General features: G+C 44.4%; 14 protein-coding genes. 6 read left to right on the top strand and 8 right to left on the bottom strand.

The genetic code is table 11. The annotated features are described in order from the left end of the window. The first annotated feature begins 207 nt into the window (after positions 1–207). The 3 genes from tnaA (at position 208) to ATB76_RS16625 (ending at position 4,065) form a co-directional block, all read left to right on the top strand. The gene (tnaA, locus tag ATB76_RS16635) at positions 208–1,623 is read left to right on the top strand and encodes a tryptophanase (protein ID WP_061035754.1); all 1,416 of its coding nucleotides are present in this window, start codon (positions 208–210) and stop codon (positions 1,621–1,623) included. 94 nt (positions 1,624–1,717) lie between these two features. Continuing rightward, a complete protein-coding gene (locus ATB76_RS16630; protein WP_061035777.1) occupies positions 1,718–2,935 on the top strand; it encodes an aromatic amino acid transporter in 1,218 nt (405 codons plus the stop codon). Positions 2,936–2,961: 26 nt separating this feature from the next. Continuing rightward, complete coding sequence (locus tag ATB76_RS16625; RefSeq protein ID WP_061035753.1) at positions 2,962–4,065, top strand: porin; 1,104 nt, start codon at positions 2,962–2,964, stop codon at positions 4,063–4,065. A 138-nt stretch (positions 4,066–4,203) separates the two neighbouring features. On the opposite strand, the gene ATB76_RS16620 is transcribed toward ATB76_RS16625, so the two are convergent. The 4 genes from ATB76_RS16620 to ATB76_RS16605 all read right to left on the bottom strand — a co-directional run bounded on the left by ATB76_RS16620 (position 4,204) and on the right by ATB76_RS16605 (position 10,994). Continuing rightward, the gene (locus ATB76_RS16620) at positions 4,204–5,175 is read right to left on the bottom strand and encodes a TAXI family TRAP transporter solute-binding subunit (RefSeq protein WP_009704380.1); all 972 of its coding nucleotides are present in this window, start codon (positions 5,173–5,175) and stop codon (positions 4,204–4,206) included. 213 nt (positions 5,176–5,388) lie between these two features. Then, positions 5,389–8,436, bottom strand: coding sequence for an efflux RND transporter permease subunit (locus tag ATB76_RS16615; RefSeq protein ID WP_061035752.1), 3,048 nt, complete (start codon positions 8,434–8,436; stop codon positions 5,389–5,391). Then, complete coding sequence (locus tag ATB76_RS16610) at positions 8,433–9,203, bottom strand: efflux RND transporter periplasmic adaptor subunit (RefSeq protein ID WP_061035751.1); 771 nt, start codon at positions 9,201–9,203, stop codon at positions 8,433–8,435. Before ATB76_RS16610 ends, ATB76_RS16615 begins: the two co-directional genes overlap by 4 nt. A gap of 270 nt (positions 9,204–9,473) precedes the next feature. After that, positions 9,474–10,994 (bottom strand): aldehyde dehydrogenase family protein, encoded by a 1,521-nt coding sequence (locus ATB76_RS16605; protein ID WP_042601384.1) that lies wholly within the window; start codon positions 10,992–10,994, stop codon positions 9,474–9,476. 247 nt (positions 10,995–11,241) lie between these two features. Between ATB76_RS16605 and ATB76_RS16600 the strand changes: the two genes are divergently transcribed. Next, positions 11,242–13,005 carry a sigma-54-dependent Fis family transcriptional regulator gene (locus ATB76_RS16600; protein ID WP_042601383.1) on the top strand — a complete coding sequence of 588 codons (1,764 nt, stop codon included), beginning with the start codon at positions 11,242–11,244 and terminating at the stop codon, positions 13,003–13,005. 63 nt (positions 13,006–13,068) lie between these two features. On the opposite strand, the gene ATB76_RS28480 is transcribed toward ATB76_RS16600, so the two are convergent. Beyond that, positions 13,069–13,206, bottom strand: coding sequence for a hypothetical protein (locus ATB76_RS28480; protein ID WP_009704374.1), 138 nt, complete (start codon positions 13,204–13,206; stop codon positions 13,069–13,071). 342 nt (positions 13,207–13,548) lie between these two features. Here ATB76_RS28480 and ATB76_RS16595 point away from each other — a divergent pair, with 342 nt between their 5' ends. Beyond that, positions 13,549–14,451, top strand: coding sequence for a LysR family transcriptional regulator (locus ATB76_RS16595; protein ID WP_042601382.1), 903 nt, complete (start codon positions 13,549–13,551; stop codon positions 14,449–14,451). 99 nt (positions 14,452–14,550) lie between these two features. Here the strand turns inward: ATB76_RS16595 and ATB76_RS16590 are convergent, their stop codons facing one another. Next, complete coding sequence (locus ATB76_RS16590; RefSeq protein WP_042601381.1) at positions 14,551–16,071, bottom strand: DUF1254 domain-containing protein; 1,521 nt, start codon at positions 16,069–16,071, stop codon at positions 14,551–14,553. 271 nt (positions 16,072–16,342) lie between these two features. Between ATB76_RS16590 and ATB76_RS16585 the strand changes: the two genes are divergently transcribed. Continuing rightward, the gene (locus ATB76_RS16585; protein WP_061035750.1) at positions 16,343–16,549 is read left to right on the top strand and encodes a hypothetical protein; all 207 of its coding nucleotides are present in this window, start codon (positions 16,343–16,345) and stop codon (positions 16,547–16,549) included. Between the two features lie 14 nt (positions 16,550–16,563). On the opposite strand, the gene ATB76_RS16580 is transcribed toward ATB76_RS16585, so the two are convergent. Beyond that, positions 16,564–17,097 (bottom strand): hypothetical protein, encoded by a 534-nt coding sequence (locus ATB76_RS16580; RefSeq protein ID WP_020197503.1) that lies wholly within the window; start codon positions 17,095–17,097, stop codon positions 16,564–16,566. Continuing rightward, the gene (locus ATB76_RS16575; protein ID WP_038881715.1) at positions 17,090–17,932 is read right to left on the bottom strand and encodes a hypothetical protein; all 843 of its coding nucleotides are present in this window, start codon (positions 17,930–17,932) and stop codon (positions 17,090–17,092) included. Before ATB76_RS16575 ends, ATB76_RS16580 begins: the two co-directional genes overlap by 8 nt. Positions 17,933–18,058 lie beyond the last annotated feature (126 nt).

Genomic DNA, 18,058 nt, shown 5'->3' with positions numbered 1-18,058 from the left:
TTATGGTCAAGCTCAATAGCTTGGTACACTAACGACTTTAAACTATCTGTCCTACCTCTTTTTTCTATTCTCTAGTCTCATCTTACTAACCATCGGTAAGAAGGTTAGTCGATCCTTATTACATTTATTTTCTTAGCACTTCCTTTATTAAATATAAAAATATTAAAGGCTAGCTTCGCACGTCTATATAAAATAAGAGACTTAATTATGGAAAACTTTAAACATTTGCCAGAACCATTCCGCATTCGCGTCGTAGAACCAGTAAAAACCACCACACGTGAATACCGAGAACAAGCCATTCAAAAAGCAGGCATGAACCCATTCCTGCTCGATAGTGAAGATGTGTTTATCGACCTACTCACCGACAGTGGTACTGGTGCTATTACCCAACAAATGCAAGCTGCAATGTTGATGGGTGATGAGGCGTATAGCGGAAGTCGTAGTTACTATGCCCTAGCCAACGCGGTTAAAGACATTTTCGGCTATGAACTGACCATCCCGACCCACCAGGGCCGCGGTGCAGAGCAGATTTACATCCCAATACTCATCAAAAAGCGTGAGCAGGAAAAAGGCTTAGATCGCTCAAAAATGGTGGCCCTATCCAATTACTTCTTCGATACAACGCAAGGCCATACGCAAGTGAATTGCTGCGTTGCCAAAAACGTTTATACCGAAGAGGCGTTCGATACGTCCGTCACTGCTAACTTCAAAGGTAACTTTGATCTAGAGAAATTAGAACACGCAATATTAGAGGCGGGAGCAGAAAACGTCCCTTACATTGTCAGCACTATCACATGTAACTCAGCCGGTGGTCAGCCTGTTTCTATTGCCAACCTAAAAGCCGTTTATGAGATAGCTCAACGCTACGACATCCCTGTCATCATGGATTCTGCACGTTACGCCGAGAACGCGTACTTTGTACAACAGCGTGAGCCTGAATATAAAGACTGGACCATCGCAGAGATCACCAAAGAGACTTACAAATACGCTGATGCCCTTGCGATGTCTGCGAAAAAAGATGCAATGGTACAAATGGGAGGTCTGTTGTGTTTCAAAGATGACTCAATGATGGATGTGTACACCGAGAGCCGAACTTTGTGTGTCGTGCAAGAAGGATTTCCTACTTACGGCGGCTTAGAAGGCGGTGCCATGGAACGCCTTGCTGTGGGATTGTATGATGGCATGCGCACTGAGTGGTTGGAATACCGCATTGGACAAGTCCAATACTTGGTGGATGGCTTAGAAGCCATTGGCGTAGTCTGCCAACAAGCGGGCGGCCATGCAGCATTTGTTGACGCCGGGAAATTACTCCCACACATTCCTTCAGAGCAGTTCCCTGCTCATGCGCTCGCCTGCGAACTGTATAAAGTAGCGGGCATCCGTGCGGTTGAAATCGGTTCTTTGTTACTTGGCAGAGATCCCGCTACCGGCATACAACATCCGTGTCCCGCAGAACTGTTACGTCTTACCATTCCTCGCGCTACTTACACGCAAACCCATATGGACTTTGTCATAGAAGCCTTCCAAAAAGTGAAAGAGAACGCTCAAAACGTAAAAGGCTTGGATTTCACTTATGAACCAAAAGTACTACGGCACTTTACTGCTCGCTTAAAAGAGGTCTAAAAGACACTCGCGCATCGATAATTAGATGCGCGAGATTCCTTTCTTACACGTTATTTGGTTTGAGTTTATTCATTTCATTTACAGGAATATAAACATGGAAAAGAAACCGTCCTTATTTGGCGGCGCTTGTATAATTGCAAGTGTTTGCGTAGGTGCAGGAATGCTCGGATTACCAAGTGCTGGAGCTGGCGCTTGGACAACCTGGAGTATTATTGCCATTTTAGTAACCATGATCATGATGACAATATCAGGATGGATGCTTTTAGAATCTTTTAAGCGATATGATTTAAAAGTATCTTTTAATACTGTCACGCAAGACGTTCTTGGCAATAAAGTAAACATTCTAAATAATATCGCAGTTTACTTTGTTGGAGGCATATTACTTTATGCTTATATCACGTCATCAGGCCTTATCATTGAAGGTATTCTTGGTATTAATAGCAAAATATCCTCTATTTTATTTGTCAGTATATTTTCGTTATTTGTTTGGCATTCAACACGAGCGGTAGACAGAATTTCAGTCATTCTGATTATCTTCATGATATTGAGTTTTATATTTGGTGTATCAGGTTTAGCGATAAATATAGATACCAACATATTGTTTGACCAAATCAGTAAAGAAACAAATTACGCGCCTTTCGCTATGGCGATGTTACCAGTGGCGTTAACTTCCTTCGGTTACCATCACTCGGTAGCAACCATGCGAGCTTATTACAAATGTGAATATCACGCTAAGTTTGCGATTCTCGGAGGTACAAGCATCGCGTTTACACTCTACGTGCTTTGGCTCGTGAGTATTAATGGTAATTTGCCTCGTTCTGAGTTTATTCCAGTGATTGAACAAGGCGGCAATGTTGAAACATTGCTCGCAGCGTTAGATTCCGTCATCGATTCAGATAAAGTTTCCAATGCGATCAATGCCTTCTCAATGGCTGCGATTCTCTCTTCTTTCATTGGTGTGGGACTAGGTTTGTTTGATTACCTTGCTGACCTTTTCAAGTTTTCAGATACGCGACAAGGACGCACCAAAACATGTCTCGTAACCTTTCTTCCACCACTCATCTTATCCCTCTTATTCCCATTTGGATTCGTCATAGCAATTGGATACGCAGGCGCTGCCGCAACCATATGGACTTGTTTTGTCCCGGCCTTACTCGTTTATAAAACTCGTCAACTCGAGGGGGGACAAGAAGGATTTAAAACCCCGTTTGGCAACACAATGATCGTCATGGTGCTTCTGTTTGGTTTGCTTACTGCCACCTTCCACTTCATGTCGATGATGGATCTCCTACCCACCCTTATTAGCCAGTAAACAGAGATTTTGAAATGGAGTTTAAGATGAAAACTAAGTTACTTATTGTCGCTTCCACTGTTCTACTTTCTAACAATGCTTATTCAGTAACTGTTTATGAAGACGAAGTAAACAAAGTCGATATTGGTGGTGCATTTCTCATGGACTACTTCCAACCTGTTCACTTTCTTGACCACTTCTTTAACACGAGTCGCAGTACATTGAACATTGGTGTAGCACGTACCCTCAATGACAAGTGGTCTACGGACGTTAAGTTTGAATGGGACACGATTCTCAATCCACCATCAAATGAGTTTGGAAACAAAAATGGAGATAAATTCCGTAGTCGTTTGGGTTACATTTCCGTCAACCACACTGAGTTAGGTAGCTTGCGAATTGGTAAGCAATATTCTGCTTATTACGATGTAGCGGGATACATGGACAACCTCATCGTTTTTGATCCAGACGCAACACCACTATTCAGTGATGGAAAAGACGGTGGATTTTTAGCGACGGCACGCGGTGATAATCTTGTCGTTTATCGCAACAGCTTTGATGCATTGAACCTATCAGCTCAATACGGCTTCAATAACGTGAGCAATCAAATGGGCGGGCTGACTAGGGATAACAACCTAGCACTCGCATTAAGCTACGATTTTGACTCTGGTTTGAGCCTTGGAACTACCTATATGCGCAACAAAGTGGAAGATAGTTCTGGTGGTTTAAATGATGGTGATTTGCAAGAGCTGACGACTGTTGCCGCAAAGTACGTAAACCAAGGCTTCCAAATATCGGCAGCCTATACGATCGGGGAAAATGCACACGAAACCGATTTGTTTGGTTACGGATTTGATGGTACAGCGCCAACAGGTAAACCCAACCTTTACGCTGATGCAAATGCCTATGACGTATACGCACACTACTACTTCGCCATGGGTATTCGTCCTTACATTTACCTATCTAACGTAGATTTCGATGACTCAACGCTACAGGTAAACGGCAATCGCAATGTCTACTCATTCGGCATCAGCTACCACGCGACACCACAATTCATCATTTCAGGGGAAGTAAGAGCAACAGAAGAAGATGGATTAGGAGCAGGAAAAAGAGACGACACGCTTAGCGGAATGACGATCATTTACGCATTCTAAATAGCGTTCGAGAACCCACCTCTAAAGGTCTTGAATATTAGCCTCTACTTTATACTTCAATAACAACAAGTTCAGATAGCACACAAACAAAAACGCCATCGCAAATTACGATGGCGTTTTTATTGGCTCTGAGTGAGATTACTTAATCAAGCCCACTTCTTTGTAGTACTTCTCAGCACCTGGGTGAAGCGGCGCAGATAGACCATCTTTCACCATTTCTTCTTTCTTCAAGTTTGCAAATGCTGGGTGAAGACGGCGGAAATCGTCAAAGTTTTCGAATACCGCTTTCACTACGTTGTAAACTACTTCGTCTGGCACTGCCGTTGAAGAAACAAACGTCGCACCTACACCAAAGGTTTGTACATCGCTTTCTGAACCACGGTACATACCACCCGGTACGTTTGCAATGCGGTAGAAGCTGTTATCAGAAACCAACTTCTCAACTTGTGGGCCGGCTACCGTTACGATGTTGCTGTCACATGAGGTAGTCGCTTCTTTAATCGCACCACTTGGGTGACCTACTGTGTAGATCATCGCGTCGATCTTGTTGTCACACAGTGCTTTAGACTGCTCTGATGCTTTTAACTCAGACACCAGTTTGAAATCGTCATTCGTCCAGCCGTACTCTTTCATCAACACTTCCATTGTACCGCGCTGACCAGAGCCTGGGTTACCAATGTTCACTCGCTTGCCTTTTAGGTCATCAAACGTTGTGATATTAGCGTCTTTACGAGCCACAACGGTGAACGGTTCTGGGTGTACAGAGAACACAGCACGAAGCTCTTTGAAAGGTCCTTTATCTTCAAACTTGCTCGTACCGTTATAAGCATGGTACTGCCAGTCTGACTGAGCGATACCTAAATCCAACTCACCTGCACGAATGGTATTGATGTTGTAGATAGAACCACCGGTACTTTCTACTGAACAACGGATGCCATGGTCGGCACGTGATTTGTTCACCAAACGACAAATAGCACCACCTGTTGGGTAGTACACGCCAGTTACACCGCCCGTACCAATGGTTACGAACGTATCTTTAGCAGAAACTGAAAAACTTGCACTTAGTGCAGCCAGAGAAGCCGCAACAGCAATTTGCTTGAGCTTTAACATTGAACGTCCTTATTTTTTCCTTTGTTTATGGCCAGATAAGTATAGCAACCGTTAACAAGTTGATAACGTTCGAGATCACATCCTGAGAATTATCACCACGTCGCAAAAGGCATTGATCGGTAAGCAATTATGAACCGCGTACGACTTTAGCTTTAGTCCAAAGTAACAAGCCCGCAGAGTTTGCCTACGGGCTGTCCGGTGTTTCCAGCGTACTTAGTCGGTCGCTAAGGTTCTCTCCTCGCTGTTGTCATTGACTGCGGATACACTTTGATTCCCTTTCCTGTGAGTCCATAGATAAATGGATGGAATCACGGTAAGTGTGACGATCATCGAGATCACGCAGCCCCAACCGACCACCAGCGCCATCGGTGACATATAGTTATCGTAACCACCCAAGCCATACGCAAGCGGGATAAGCCCTGCAACGGTTGTAATTGTTGTTAAGGTGATTGGCCTTACGCGGCTTTGTGTTCCACGAATGACAAAATCTAGCAAGTTGGCTTCGTTACATTCCGCTTCGTGTTCTTTGAAGTGCCAAATCAGCACCAAGCTGTTGTTCACCATAATACCAATCAAGGCAATCATCCCGATGATAGAGAAAAAGCTCAGCACCTGATTGTGTAAGAACAGAATGAACAGCGCGCCTGCGATGCCAAATGGAATCACCGTCAATACAATCAAGGTTTCGCGCATTCGGTCAAACAGAAGAATCAGAAGCAACGCAATACCAATAAACGCCACGCTAATCGCGATCATAAAGCCTTGTTGCGCTTCTTGTGTTTCTAAGATCTGCCCTGTCGCGATGATAGAAGCGCCGCCGTATTCTTTATTGGCAAAGGCTTCTTGAACCGCAGAAAAAACGGCAACTGGATCGGTCACAGTCGAATCGACACCGGACGACACACGAATCACTCGCTCACCATTGAAGTGTTTGATTTGCGCTTCTGCATCGGCATTTTTCCAGCGAACCAGCTCACTTAAAGGCACCAGCTTGTTATTGCTGGCACGAACCAGAATGTTATCCAGTTCTTTTAAGGATTTGTCGTCTTCTTCTAGCGCGACTCGGAAGTACACTTCTTCTTCACCATTAAAGATCCGCGTCACGCGTTGACCGTCAATCGCAAACTTTATGATATCCCCGACCTTGTTGGCACTGATGCCGTAGTACTTGAGCCAATGATGCTGCAGCTCAGCTTGAATCTGTGGTGCTGGTGCATTTAAATCACGTCGTACTCGGCTCGTCCCTTCTAATGATTCAATGTACGCTGTCAGGTCATTAGCAAGCTTTTCGCGCCCTTCATCCGTACCGCCAACAACACGCAAATCCACCGGACGCCCTACCGGAGGACCGCCGCCATCAATATCGAACTCAATTTGAGCCAACCCAGTAATTTGCGTGGCTTTCTCTTCCCACTCTTCGACGATTTGTTCTGCAGTTCTTGTTCGGCTGTTTGGTGGCGTCAATGAAATCACCCAATAGCTATTTGGTGAGCTCACTTCGCCATACCAATAGTTCACCTCTTCAGTTCTTTTGATCAGCGCTTCGAGCTGTTGTGTTTCTTTCCAGACGTCATCCAAATCTAACTCTGGATTCGATTCAGCACTGATTTCTATCAAATACGCGCCGTCTGTTGGGAAGAACAAGAAGCTCAAGCTCTTATATGAAATGGCTCCTAAAGTCAGAATCACCACTGTAATGCATGGCAACGCGACCTTGCTGTTTCGAATGACAAATTCAATCAAACGATTCAGTGCGCTTAAATCTAAAAATGGCTTTTTCTTTATCTGACTCTTCTTCCTCAAAATGCCTTTTAAGTGGGCAGGAATAAAAAACAGCGCGTCGATAAACGAAAAGCACAACGCAATAATGACCGTAAGCGGAATCACATACACCAATTTACCGCTGTTCCCCGGTAAGAAAAGCAAAGGTATGAAGGCAATCATGGTCGATAAAATGCTTGCCAACACCGCTGGGAATACACTTTTCACCCCTTGCGAGACCGCCTTATCAACCGGATAACCTTCTTCAACTAGTGCCACGATTTTATCGCTCACCACCACGGCATCATCGACAATAATTCCGACGATCAAAATTAAGGCGGACATGGTGAACACGTCGAGTATCTGACCGAAAGGAGGTAGCAAAGCCAGCGTGCCGAAGATACATACGGGAATAGAAACCGCGACCCAAAATACAATGCGTCTATCAAGGAAAAGCGCCAACGTAATCAACACCAAGCCAAGCCCAACCAAGCCGTTGTCTTGCACGATGCGCGCTTTCTCTTGGATGTCCTCAGACAAATCAGAACCGATGGCGATAGTGTATTTGTCACCGAGTAGATTTTGCTGATTTGCAATCAGAGCTTTCACCGCGTTAGAGGTGCTAATAACGTCCGCACTTTCATTGGTTCTTAAGTCAAAAAGAATGCTCTTATTACCATTGATTGAGCCATAAACCTCACCTTTTTCAAACCCATCCTCAATGAGACCTGCGACGTCTTTGAGCTGAATATTCGGGCTGAATGAGATGAACATTTCACGCAGTTCTTCAATGCTATCCAGCTCGGCAGCGGTCATCAGTTCAGGGTTGTTCTTTAAGGTTTCTAGACGACCACCGCTGATCAGCGTATTACGCTCTGCAATCAATGCCGCCACTTGATCCAATGTTAAGCCGTAGCGTCTTAAAGAAATTGGTTCGAGTTGGATTAAGAATTCTGGTGCACGCAAATCGACAGTGTAAACTTCACCAATCCCCTCGACGCGTCGCAGAGCCAACTCTAGGTCTTTGGCTTTATCTCGCAGTGCCTTATAACCAACATCGCCAGAGATACCAACCACCATGAAATCCAAGCTGTACGACTTTTTGATCGACAACGCTGGTGCTTCGGTCACACCAGCGGGTAAATCCGTTACCCTTGCCAGAGCATCTCGAATGTCTTGGTAAACCGCATTCGGATCAGAAACATTGCTGTCCAACACAACGCTGATGTTTGAGACGCCCGTTTCCGACGTGGAGGTGAACTCTTTCAAACCTGAAATAGACAGCAGTTCTTTCTCAATTTTACTGGTGATGTTGCTTTCAATGTCTTTCGCACTGGCACCAGGATAAACCGTGACGATATCGCCTTTTCCTAAGTCAAATCGAGGCTTCTCAGCAAGGGGAAGATTGTAGGCAGTAAGGGCACCAATGCTGATGATCAAAATGGTCAGGATTTTAGACGCAAACTTTCGGTGAGAGAGCAAATCTAAGAAGAAATTCACAGTGCCTCCTGATCATTGAAATACACGTACGATTCCATGCCCGGATTAAGCTCGCCGTTGGCGTTATCGACCGTCACTTCGACAAGGAAGCCCGGTTCACTGTTTTGGAAAGCAGGAGAAAGCAAGGTGATGGTGCCATCTAGTGTTTGCTCAACGGAAGGCACTTCGACCTTAACCTTCTCGCCTTTACTGAACTTGTTGAAATCAATTTCTAACAGGTGAAAACGCACTTTCAATCGTTCCATATCTGCAATGGTAAAGAGCGCATCGCCCACCGAAATGAACTGGCCTAACTCAACAGAGCGATTGATGATCACTCCATCAAAAGGCGCATCTGGAGAGGCTTTATCCAATGTTCGTGCGGCAATTTTGTAGTGAGTATTGCTTACGTTGAATTGAGCTCGACCAATGTTAGTCACACGAATTTGGTTGTCCACGTCACTTGCCGAGACGCCATTGCTGGTCAGCAAGGATTGATAACGTTTTAATTGCTTTTCTTGAATATCTAACTCGGCGCGACTCACCTCTAACTCGTTACGGGCTAAGTCCAAACTCAATGCATAATCTTCTGAGGATAAAGATAAAAGCTCCTGCCCTTTAATCACAGAGTCCCCGTTATCGTAGCGATAAGAATCCACCACGCCGACGACTTCACTTTTTACCACGACGCTTTTTTCAGGAATCAATTGACCAACGACATAATCGCTCGCCGCATGAGCTGCACTTGATAAGAGAAACAAGGGTATTAATACGGATCTTTTTTTCATTTAGTTATCTCATTTCCGATGAACCAAATGACTTGTGTAATTGTTCTGTCCTAAAGGAACCACTGAGTTGAACATACAAGCCATTGATGTTTAATAAGGCATTAACCAAGAACAAAGCAAACAGTTAACACATTTATTCATTGATGCTTGATATATAAATTATCAGTGACGGTGTGGAAAAAAAGTGAGTCGTTATGACTGGGTTTTCAGAGATGAGCAAAGCCCTGAATGATTCAGGGCTTTCTAATTAAAGTGTTTTCTATCTTTACTCTAGAAGAAGCCTAGCGAATTGACGTCGTAGCTAATGAGCAGGTTTTTCGTATTCTGGTAGTGATCGAGCATCATCTTATGGGTTTCACGACCGATACCCGATTTCTTGTAACCACCAAACGCAGCATGTGCTGGGTATGCGTGGTAACAGTTAATCCAAATACGCCCTGCTTCGATATTTCGCCCCATGCGATAAGCAAGGTTTTGGTCTCGCGTCCACACACCTGCACCCAAGCCATATTCCGTGTCATTGGCAATCGCTAGTGCTTCCGCTTCATCTTTGAAGGTGGTCACTGCGATGACCGGGCCAAAGATCTCTTCTTGGAATACGCGCATCTTGTTGTGACCTTGTAACAAAGTCGGTTGAATGTAGTAGCCCTGCTCCAAGTCGTTTTCTTGTTTCGCTACATCGCCACCAAACACGACTTTCGCGCCTTCTTGACGGCCGATTTCTAGGTAACTCAGGATCTTGTCGAACTGCTCTTGCGAGGCTTGAGCGCCAACCTGAGTATCGGTATCAAGTGGATTACCCTGCTTGATTGTCTGCGCGCGTTCTGCAACTTTAGCGATAAACTTGTCGTACACAGACTCATGCACCAATACACGTGATGGACAGGTACACACTTCCCCTTGGTTGAAGAACGCAAGTAAGGTGCCTTCAATACACTTATCTAGGTATTCGTCTTCGTGATCAAACACATCTGGGAAGTAGATATTTGGAGATTTACCACCAAGCTCAACCGTCGATGGAATAAGGTTCTCTGCCGCACATTTCAGAATATGGTTACCGACTTCCGTTGACCCCGTAAATGCCAACTTAGCGATTCGGTTACTGGTCGCCAGTGCTTGCCCTGCTTCTGAGCCAAAGCCATTGACTACGTTCACTACGCCAGCGGGCAGAAGATCACCGATTTTCTCCATGAGAACGAGAATCGAAGTCGGCGTTTGTTCGGCAGGTTTTAGCACAACACAACAGCCCGCAGCCAACGCTGGAGCCAACTTCCAAGCCGCCATCAACATTGGGAAGTTCCAAGGGATGATCTGCCCCACGACTCCAATCGGCTCAGGGAAGTGATAACTTGCGGTATGCTCATCTAACTCAGCCGCACTGCCTTCTTGAGCACGGATACAACCTGCGAAGTAACGGAAATGGTCGACGACCAAAGGCAAGTCTGCTGCTAATGTTTCACGCACGGGTTTGCCGTTTTCCCATGTTTCTGCCACAGCCAGTTCTTCAAGATGTTGCTCAATGCGATCTGCAATCTTGAGTAGAATGTTCGAACGTTCGGTCACACTGGTTTTCGCCCATTGCGCTCTTACGCCATGTGCAGCATCCAGTGCAAGGTTGATGTCTGCTTCTCCAGAACGAGCCACCTTACAATACGCTTGACCATTGATTGGCGATGTATTGTCGAAGTATTCACCACCCGTTGGTTTTACCCATTCGCCACCGATGTAGTTGTCGTAATGCGATTTGAAATTAACGATGGCATTTTCACTACCTGGCTGTGCATAAATCATAACTCTTCCTTTTGTTCTCGTTCAGTTTTTGTTTTAAACAACCGAGTGTTCAACTCTGTTGTGTTGTTCACTTCATTACTCAAGTCACATGCCAACAACGCGCGTCTTGTTGTTAATTAAATGTAAAGCTATGATTACCAAGCGATAACAAACCAAGTGAGTGACGTTTGAGCGGATGTATGGTGTGAACACCAGTGTTCAAGTGTTCCAAAATGGCACACCCTCACTGTGACAAAATGGTACAGTCATGGAACTTCAACACATTACCAACAGCAATTGGCTTTCCACCTCATGGGATAGAAGTGAGCAAGCCGGTTTAAAACAGCGACGTCGACCAGACGATATTCGCGTAACTTCCGCGTTTCTTGAAGACAGACGCCACCAACTCAATTTCTTGATCGATGCGGTCAAACAATTCGCTCTTCCCTTGTTTAACCAGCTATTCGCTCACAGCGACAGTCGCCTAATATTGACCGATGCGGAAGGCGTGATCATTGGGAGCTGGGGACAACCTAAATTCCGCGAAAAGTTGACCGAGATTGCACTCAGTTCTGGTGCATGTTGGCAAGAAAAGCTCAAAGGTACGAATGCCATTGGTACCGCATTAGTGGAAGCAAAGCCTGTCTCTGTGATTGGTGACCAGCACTTCATACAACATCATCGTTTCATCAGTTGCTCGGCCAGCCCTATCTTTGATCATTTGGGTCACTTGATTGGGGTTCTGGACATCACCAGTGAACAAAAGAAGCATGACTTTTCAACGCAAGTTTTAGTGCAAAACATGGTTCAACAAGTGGAGAATCAACTGCTCAACCAAATTCCTCAAGGGCACATTCGAGTTGATTTAGCTTGTGAGCAAGGTCTACTGAATAGCGGTTGGCAAGGCATCATCATTGCCAATGAGGAGGGTCAGATTCTGGCTCATAACCAAGTTGCCTCACAACTGCTGGATCAAACCAATGTTGTTGGACAACAACTCGCCTCCATACTTGACGATTCTGCCAGTAACGAATCTTTAGTCTTCAAAACTCAGCCATTATCGGAGCGAAAAACATCATCTCGTGCTATTTCTGCCTCGAATGACCTGCATTACGGCGACACCACCGTCGAACACTGCTGGCAACAAGCCAATCGCGTAATCGACAAAGACATTAGCTTGTTGATACTTGGCGAGACGGGCGTAGGTAAAAATGAGTTTGTTAAAGCTCTGCACAAGAACAGCCAGAGGAAAAACGGCCCCTTGGTTTCCGTGAACTGCGGTGCGCTGCCGAAAGACTTGGTCGAATCCGAACTGTTTGGTTATGTTGCAGGTGCATTCACCGGAGCAAACAACAAAGGCTACCAAGGTAAAATTCGTCAAGCACACAAAGGCATCTTGTTCTTAGATGAAATCGCAGACTTACCATTAGAAGCACAAAGCCGACTGCTGCATGTGCTCCAAGACAAAACCGTGTTGCCTGTCGGCTCAAACCAAACCATCCAAGTGGATACACAAATCATCGCCGCAACGCATAAAGACTTAGAGCTCTTGGTTGGGCAAGGTGCATTTCGTCAGGATCTTTATTACCGCCTGAACGGGCTCATCGTCGAATTGCCTCGTTTCCAAGAGCGTAGCGACAAACAAGCACTGATTGAGAACATTCATCGTCGTCACGCAGAGTCTGAACAAAGCATTTGCCCTCACCTGCTGTCATTAATGTTGGGCTATGGTTGGCCGGGGAATCTGCGTGAGCTCGACAGCTTAATAAAAGTGTCAGCCTTGATGGCGCAAGGAGAAACGCAACTCGAGCTTAGCCACGTACCTACTCATCTTGCCAAAAAGCTAAGCCAAACAAATGTTATCGAACAAGTGGGTACGTCAAAAACCAGAGACATGCGTACGACTGTGGAAGATAAGTTGGTGAAAACCTACCAAGCAAACCAAGGCAACATCAGTAAAACCTCGCGCATGTTGGGTCTGAGCCGCAATACCATTTATCGCAAACTCAAGAGTCTTGGTATGCTGAAATGATGAAGTGTGAGAGATAAAAAAAGAGCACCTCTTTGGGTGCTCTTCTTATTTTGAAACCTAGCCTTACAGTCCGCCTTCTTGCTGCGCCTGTTTTACTAATGCCTGACGTTGAGTTTCCGTTTCAGAATTCACTTTCTGTTCCTTGTGCGTTTCCTGATCCATATCTGCCGGAATGAAAACAAAGTACTTGTTAAGAGTCATCGTAAGAACCTCAATTAATAGTGTTAAATCACCTTCTTGGTAAATGTAAACAACACCAGCAAAAACGACTTATGCCGGTTCCTTGTTGTAGGTTTCAAAAAATAGAGGATGTTTGTCTACTAAACATCCTCCATATACAAACTAATTATAGGAGGAGATCAAAGGCTTACCTAACACTGTTTTTCATCTTTTACGTAATCTTAGTTTCGATATCAGTATTGATACGCCATACCCTTACGAGCTAACTCGATGTCACAAAAGAAAAAAATGATTCAGATTTTATTGGAACAGAGGATGAGAGGCGTTGATACTTAAAGCTCAATGTTTTGAGGCGCTTACTTCGTGAAAAATACCATTGACCTAAATTTATATCGCTTTCTTTATCTGCTCAGCCAGCAAAAAACGCAGGCGAAAGTGTGTCACACCCTCGACATCAGCAAAGCGACTTTTACTCGACAACTCGCCGAATGTCGCCAGCGATTTGACAACGAACTGTTCAATGCGGAGAAAGGGTTCTACACCCCCACTCTCCTTTGCCAGCAGCTATGTGAAGCCATAAGCGAGCCGTTAGAACAACTTGAGCAGATACCGCAATTAGCACAAAGCTACAATGCGAATCAGCATACGAACGAATACCTATTCAGCATTATCAATCCTCTTTCTGCCATGTTGACGATTCCTTTGGTCACCGCCCTCACAACAGAAGAGCAAAAGCCTAAGATCGCCTTTATTGATTGGTCGATTGAAAGCATAGAAAACCCCAAACGTGGTGCTGTCGCGATTGGTATTGGTGGTTTTCCGAATGAACTCAATGAAAGGATGGTAGAACGCAAAGTCAGCTCAGTGCCGATTTTCGCTTACGTCAATGATCAACACCCACTCAGTCAACAACAAGAAATTGAGCTAAGCGATATGGAGAACCTAGATACTGTGCGCGTCTCAATGGGTTCGCTCGATGTGAGCGCCTATTACGAGCGAATACGTAAGTTGACTGGCGTGAATCTAGAACAAAAACTGACTGTCTCCTCCATGAGTGCTGCGCTAGATTGTGTCAAAGTCAGCCCGTATGTATTTGTCGGTATGTACATCGAAGACCAAGAGTTGCCCGCAGGCATTCGTCGATTACCTTTGAAGTTAGAAGGTAAACCCATGATGTTTGACGTTGGCATTCAGTACCATCGCGCCTTCTACCAACATCCAATCATTGCTCAAGTAGAAGCCTTTATTAAACGAGCACTTAGCTAAGCCACTAAATTCAATTGCCACATCGTTAACGAATACAAAAAAGCCGACCAATAAACAGGCCGGCTTCCTTCTTCAGCTTCTAGGACTTAAGCTCTTATCTTATTTAACCTCAGTGATATCACTTGGCTTCCAAGTGCCGTCGTACCAAGGTTCTAGTGGACCATATACTCGCAAGATGGTGAACCAGCCTTTGTTAGGTACGGTTTGAATCCAGTTTGCTTCTTTGCCTTTTGGAGCTTTCGGACCAAAGTACAAATCAATCGAGCCATCTGAGTTCTCAATCATCTCATCACGTTTGTCGTTCTTGCTTGGGAACGGTTGGCTCGTTTGGAGCTCCGAGCGTGTTTGCGTATCGTAAGCTACCACAGACCAGAAGTTCTTCGCTGGAACATTGGCAGGAATCGTCAGCTTGTAATTCTTGCCGCCATCAAAGTACTCGCCTTGTACAGACTTATCGACAATCGCGTATTTCGATCCTTTACCTACCATCTTCAATGCCATTGCAGGCGTGTTAACCGTTGCCATGTAGAAGAAATAGGTACGTGCATCTAGGTTTCGTCCACCGTTCCCTTCTTCAATTAGCCACTGGTAGTCGTTGCCAATGAATGCGGTTTTCCAGTTACGGTCGTTCCAGATATATGCATTCTCGGTACGTGGGTTAAACATCAGTGCACGTGCCGTTGCATTACCAATCGCAGCACCATCTTCAAGGATCTTTTGCATGCGAGCATCCGGTGCAAATGGTTTGCCCTTCTGAATACCGATAGTCGCAATCAAACCACGCATTTCTGGATCGATGAATTCAATCGGCTCTTTGTCGATCACCGTTTTGATCTCATCATAGAAATGGTCGTCATTCGCATGGATAGTGTTGAAAGACTTACCACTACCTGAGATGAATTCCATCTTCGGTTGTTCGCCTTTCTTCGCCAGTGGGTAAATCTTCAAACCTGTGTGGTATGAGTTAACCGCTGCATCGGTTTTACCGTCTTTCAGGAAGCCACGCGCAATAAACCAGTTGGTATAACTTGTTGACTGCGAGACATGGTAACCCTCAGGGACTGGACCGTCATAGTTTGGTGGCAAGATAAGGTATTTACCACCCTGACCTTTATCTGGGCCTACAACGCCCATATCGGTCACAAAACGGAAGAAGGCATCATTCACTGTGGTTGGTCCCATGCCCGGCGGGATTTCCACAACCGTTGGACCATCACGTTCTAAATCAAGAAACGCCGATGCGTAAACCGTATCCGTGTTACCCGTTAAAAATAGAGGGTTTGAATCCATCAGATCATCAAACAGCATCACCTGATTTGAATTGGTTAGCCCCATCTTCTCATGCCCGACTCTCAACGCTTCCATAGAGGCCATAGGAATCGCGTTCATAAACACTTCTGTCGCACGCATGGTATCGAGATTGTTGTACAGCGTATCCATGGTTTGTTGGCTTGGCACGCCATCCTTGAAATTCAGAGCACCAATGCTGGTTTCAACCTTATCAGGTGTCATGATGCTTGATGGAATGTCAGTGTTGTAAGCGCCAGAGCTTGCCATCACTGATGATGAAACCAATAGGCTGGTAATCAATGCGACACGTTTAAGTTGAGTCTTTAACATAAGAGTTTCCTGCGTTTTCAGTTGGGATGCATTTACTTTAGTCAAAGATAAAAATCATTTTTGACGCTCAACAGAATCAAAAATGCTGTCCTAAGCATTATGCAATGAAACTCACAACAATTGGCGATTGAAAACTGTCTACCAGGTCAATATTTAATCTTTTTTGAGAAATATTTAGCCTACTTTTTGGGTATCTTCTGAGCAAAAAAGAGACAATGCAAATGCGGAGTGAAAGCACTCTGGCTCTACCCACTCAGCTCTGGGAGGCGTTATGAAAAGTAAAAAATTAGGTCATGTAATGTCATTCAGCAGAATGTTTTCCTTCATTGCCTTTCTGACAGCCACATTCGCTTGGGTATTAAATATGTATGCCCTCTTTACGGTTTCCGTTGTGGCACTTTTCGTCAGTGGATTGCTCTACTTGAATGACAGATTCGGCCATCACCCAAAAGGCAATGTAAAAGAAAAGAGCGCTTAGGCGCTCTTTGAGTACTAATGAACAATGCTCCTAGACTTCAGATAAGCATTTATTTCATCAAGTTGATATAAGTTGCCGTCTTCGGTCATAGTCAACATCGTCTCATCTCGACATAACTCAGGCTCTCTGACCATTACCTCAATGCTCGGCTTACTCGATGCTAAAGAAAATAACGGGCATTCATAGTAGCCTTGACCTGTCGCGAGTGAAATTAATCTTTCTTGCTCTATAAGAGAAGCGGGCCACGCTAGAGCTATTGCTGACAACAACATAACTTCAAGCGAACGACTTAATGCCGTCGACACGGCTTTGCCTATCTTTGCTTTGTATATGGCATAAACACAACTTACAAGAATAGTGATACTAGCGCCAATAACGATTACATAGCGCGTATTAATGTAGATTATTTGATATTGCTTAGCTAATTGAACCTGTAAGCTTAGAGATTCGAAATGATCACTGAGCAACGTAAAAGCAATGCCACATGTAATCAAGCTGATAACAAGAGCGACCAGGCTAACTTTTTTTATGCTTGGCGTATCATCCATTATTAAACCTTAGAAACTGATTCATAGCTCGAGCTGATTTATATCTTTGAATCTTCATCTCGCTTTCATGTTTTACTTGAGCCTCAACAAAACTGTTTAACTGAGCGATCAGTCTCTTTTTAACTAGGTATTCGCCCTCCAAATACTCTAAAAATAATCCGAAGATTGCTGCGACAGCGATACCGAATCCTATTGGCACTAATACCGTAGTTGTCACAGCAGAAATCATTACACCAGCGACATAGCCCAGTACTCCAGAAATAGCGGCTATTACAATATCAGTTGAAACATTTACAACCCAGTTAGACAGTAAGTAGTCTTTTTTGAGAGCAAGTTCTAGTGTTCTGAAAGGCACAGAATAAATAACCGTTAAGATCACACCACCTTTTGCAGCAGCCTTTAAGCCAAGTTTTCCTATCCCCAAAGCCAGCATCTGTGCATTCGAGGATAAATACCTTGACTGTTTGATAATACTACGTAATTTATGGTTGCCAGAAAAACTAATATAACTTTGTGCTCCCTTCTTTGTGATTTCATACTTCCCTAGTATTGAACCACCTTTCTTAAGGTCCTCGGCTAAGAGATAAAACGCAGATAAGTCATGTATTAAACTTCCCTTTGCACTGATAACCTCTACTAACTCCATTCCCGTTATTAAGTCGGTTATTTGCTGTTCATTTAACCCTTTCATTTTCTTTTCAAATAACCAAAGATCGACGAGTCCCTTTTGGTCTAGTACATAAATATCTACTTCATGCATGTCTAAAGACTTTAGACATTGATCTCTTTGACTTTTGTTTCTCTTGCTCAAACACTGAAATCTATCGCTTGCCATACACTTATTCCCAAACCTGATGTTGAGAAGTATTTTAAGGAGAGTGCTGAAAGGTTCTTCTCCATTTGTGAGAACTGCGTTTGACTTCAAATCATTGTGAAACTGTTAGTTTTAGTAGTATCTCTC

The organism is Vibrio sp. MOR3 (genome assembly GCF_001557775.1).
Lineage (GTDB): Bacteria > Pseudomonadota > Gammaproteobacteria > Enterobacterales > Vibrionaceae > Vibrio > Vibrio jasicida.
This window is presented reverse-complemented; position numbering and strand designations above follow the sequence as displayed.

Coding starts and splice junctions, on each gene's coding strand:
- ATB76_RS16620 (WP_009704380.1), bottom strand. CDS start 5,175: ATGTTAAAGCTCAAGCAAATTGCTGTTGCGGCTTCTCTGGCTGCACTA.
- ATB76_RS16585 (WP_061035750.1), top strand. CDS start 16,343: ATGAAAAGTAAAAAATTAGGTCATGTAATGTCATTCAGCAGAATGTTT.
- ATB76_RS16580 (WP_020197503.1), bottom strand. CDS start 17,097: ATGGATGATACGCCAAGCATAAAAAAAGTTAGCCTGGTCGCTCTTGTT.
- ATB76_RS16625 (WP_061035753.1), top strand. CDS start 2,962: ATGAAAACTAAGTTACTTATTGTCGCTTCCACTGTTCTACTTTCTAAC.
- ATB76_RS16600 (WP_042601383.1), top strand. CDS start 11,242: ATGGAACTTCAACACATTACCAACAGCAATTGGCTTTCCACCTCATGG.
- ATB76_RS16590 (WP_042601381.1), bottom strand. CDS start 16,071: ATGTTAAAGACTCAACTTAAACGTGTCGCATTGATTACCAGCCTATTG.
- tnaA (WP_061035754.1), top strand. CDS start 208: ATGGAAAACTTTAAACATTTGCCAGAACCATTCCGCATTCGCGTCGTA.
- ATB76_RS16575 (WP_038881715.1), bottom strand. CDS start 17,932: ATGGCAAGCGATAGATTTCAGTGTTTGAGCAAGAGAAACAAAAGTCAA.
- ATB76_RS16605 (WP_042601384.1), bottom strand. CDS start 10,994: ATGATTTATGCACAGCCAGGTAGTGAAAATGCCATCGTTAATTTCAAA.
- ATB76_RS28480 (WP_009704374.1), bottom strand. CDS start 13,206: ATGACTCTTAACAAGTACTTTGTTTTCATTCCGGCAGATATGGATCAG.
- ATB76_RS16610 (WP_061035751.1), bottom strand. CDS start 9,203: ATGAAAAAAAGATCCGTATTAATACCCTTGTTTCTCTTATCAAGTGCA.
- ATB76_RS16630 (WP_061035777.1), top strand. CDS start 1,718: ATGGAAAAGAAACCGTCCTTATTTGGCGGCGCTTGTATAATTGCAAGT.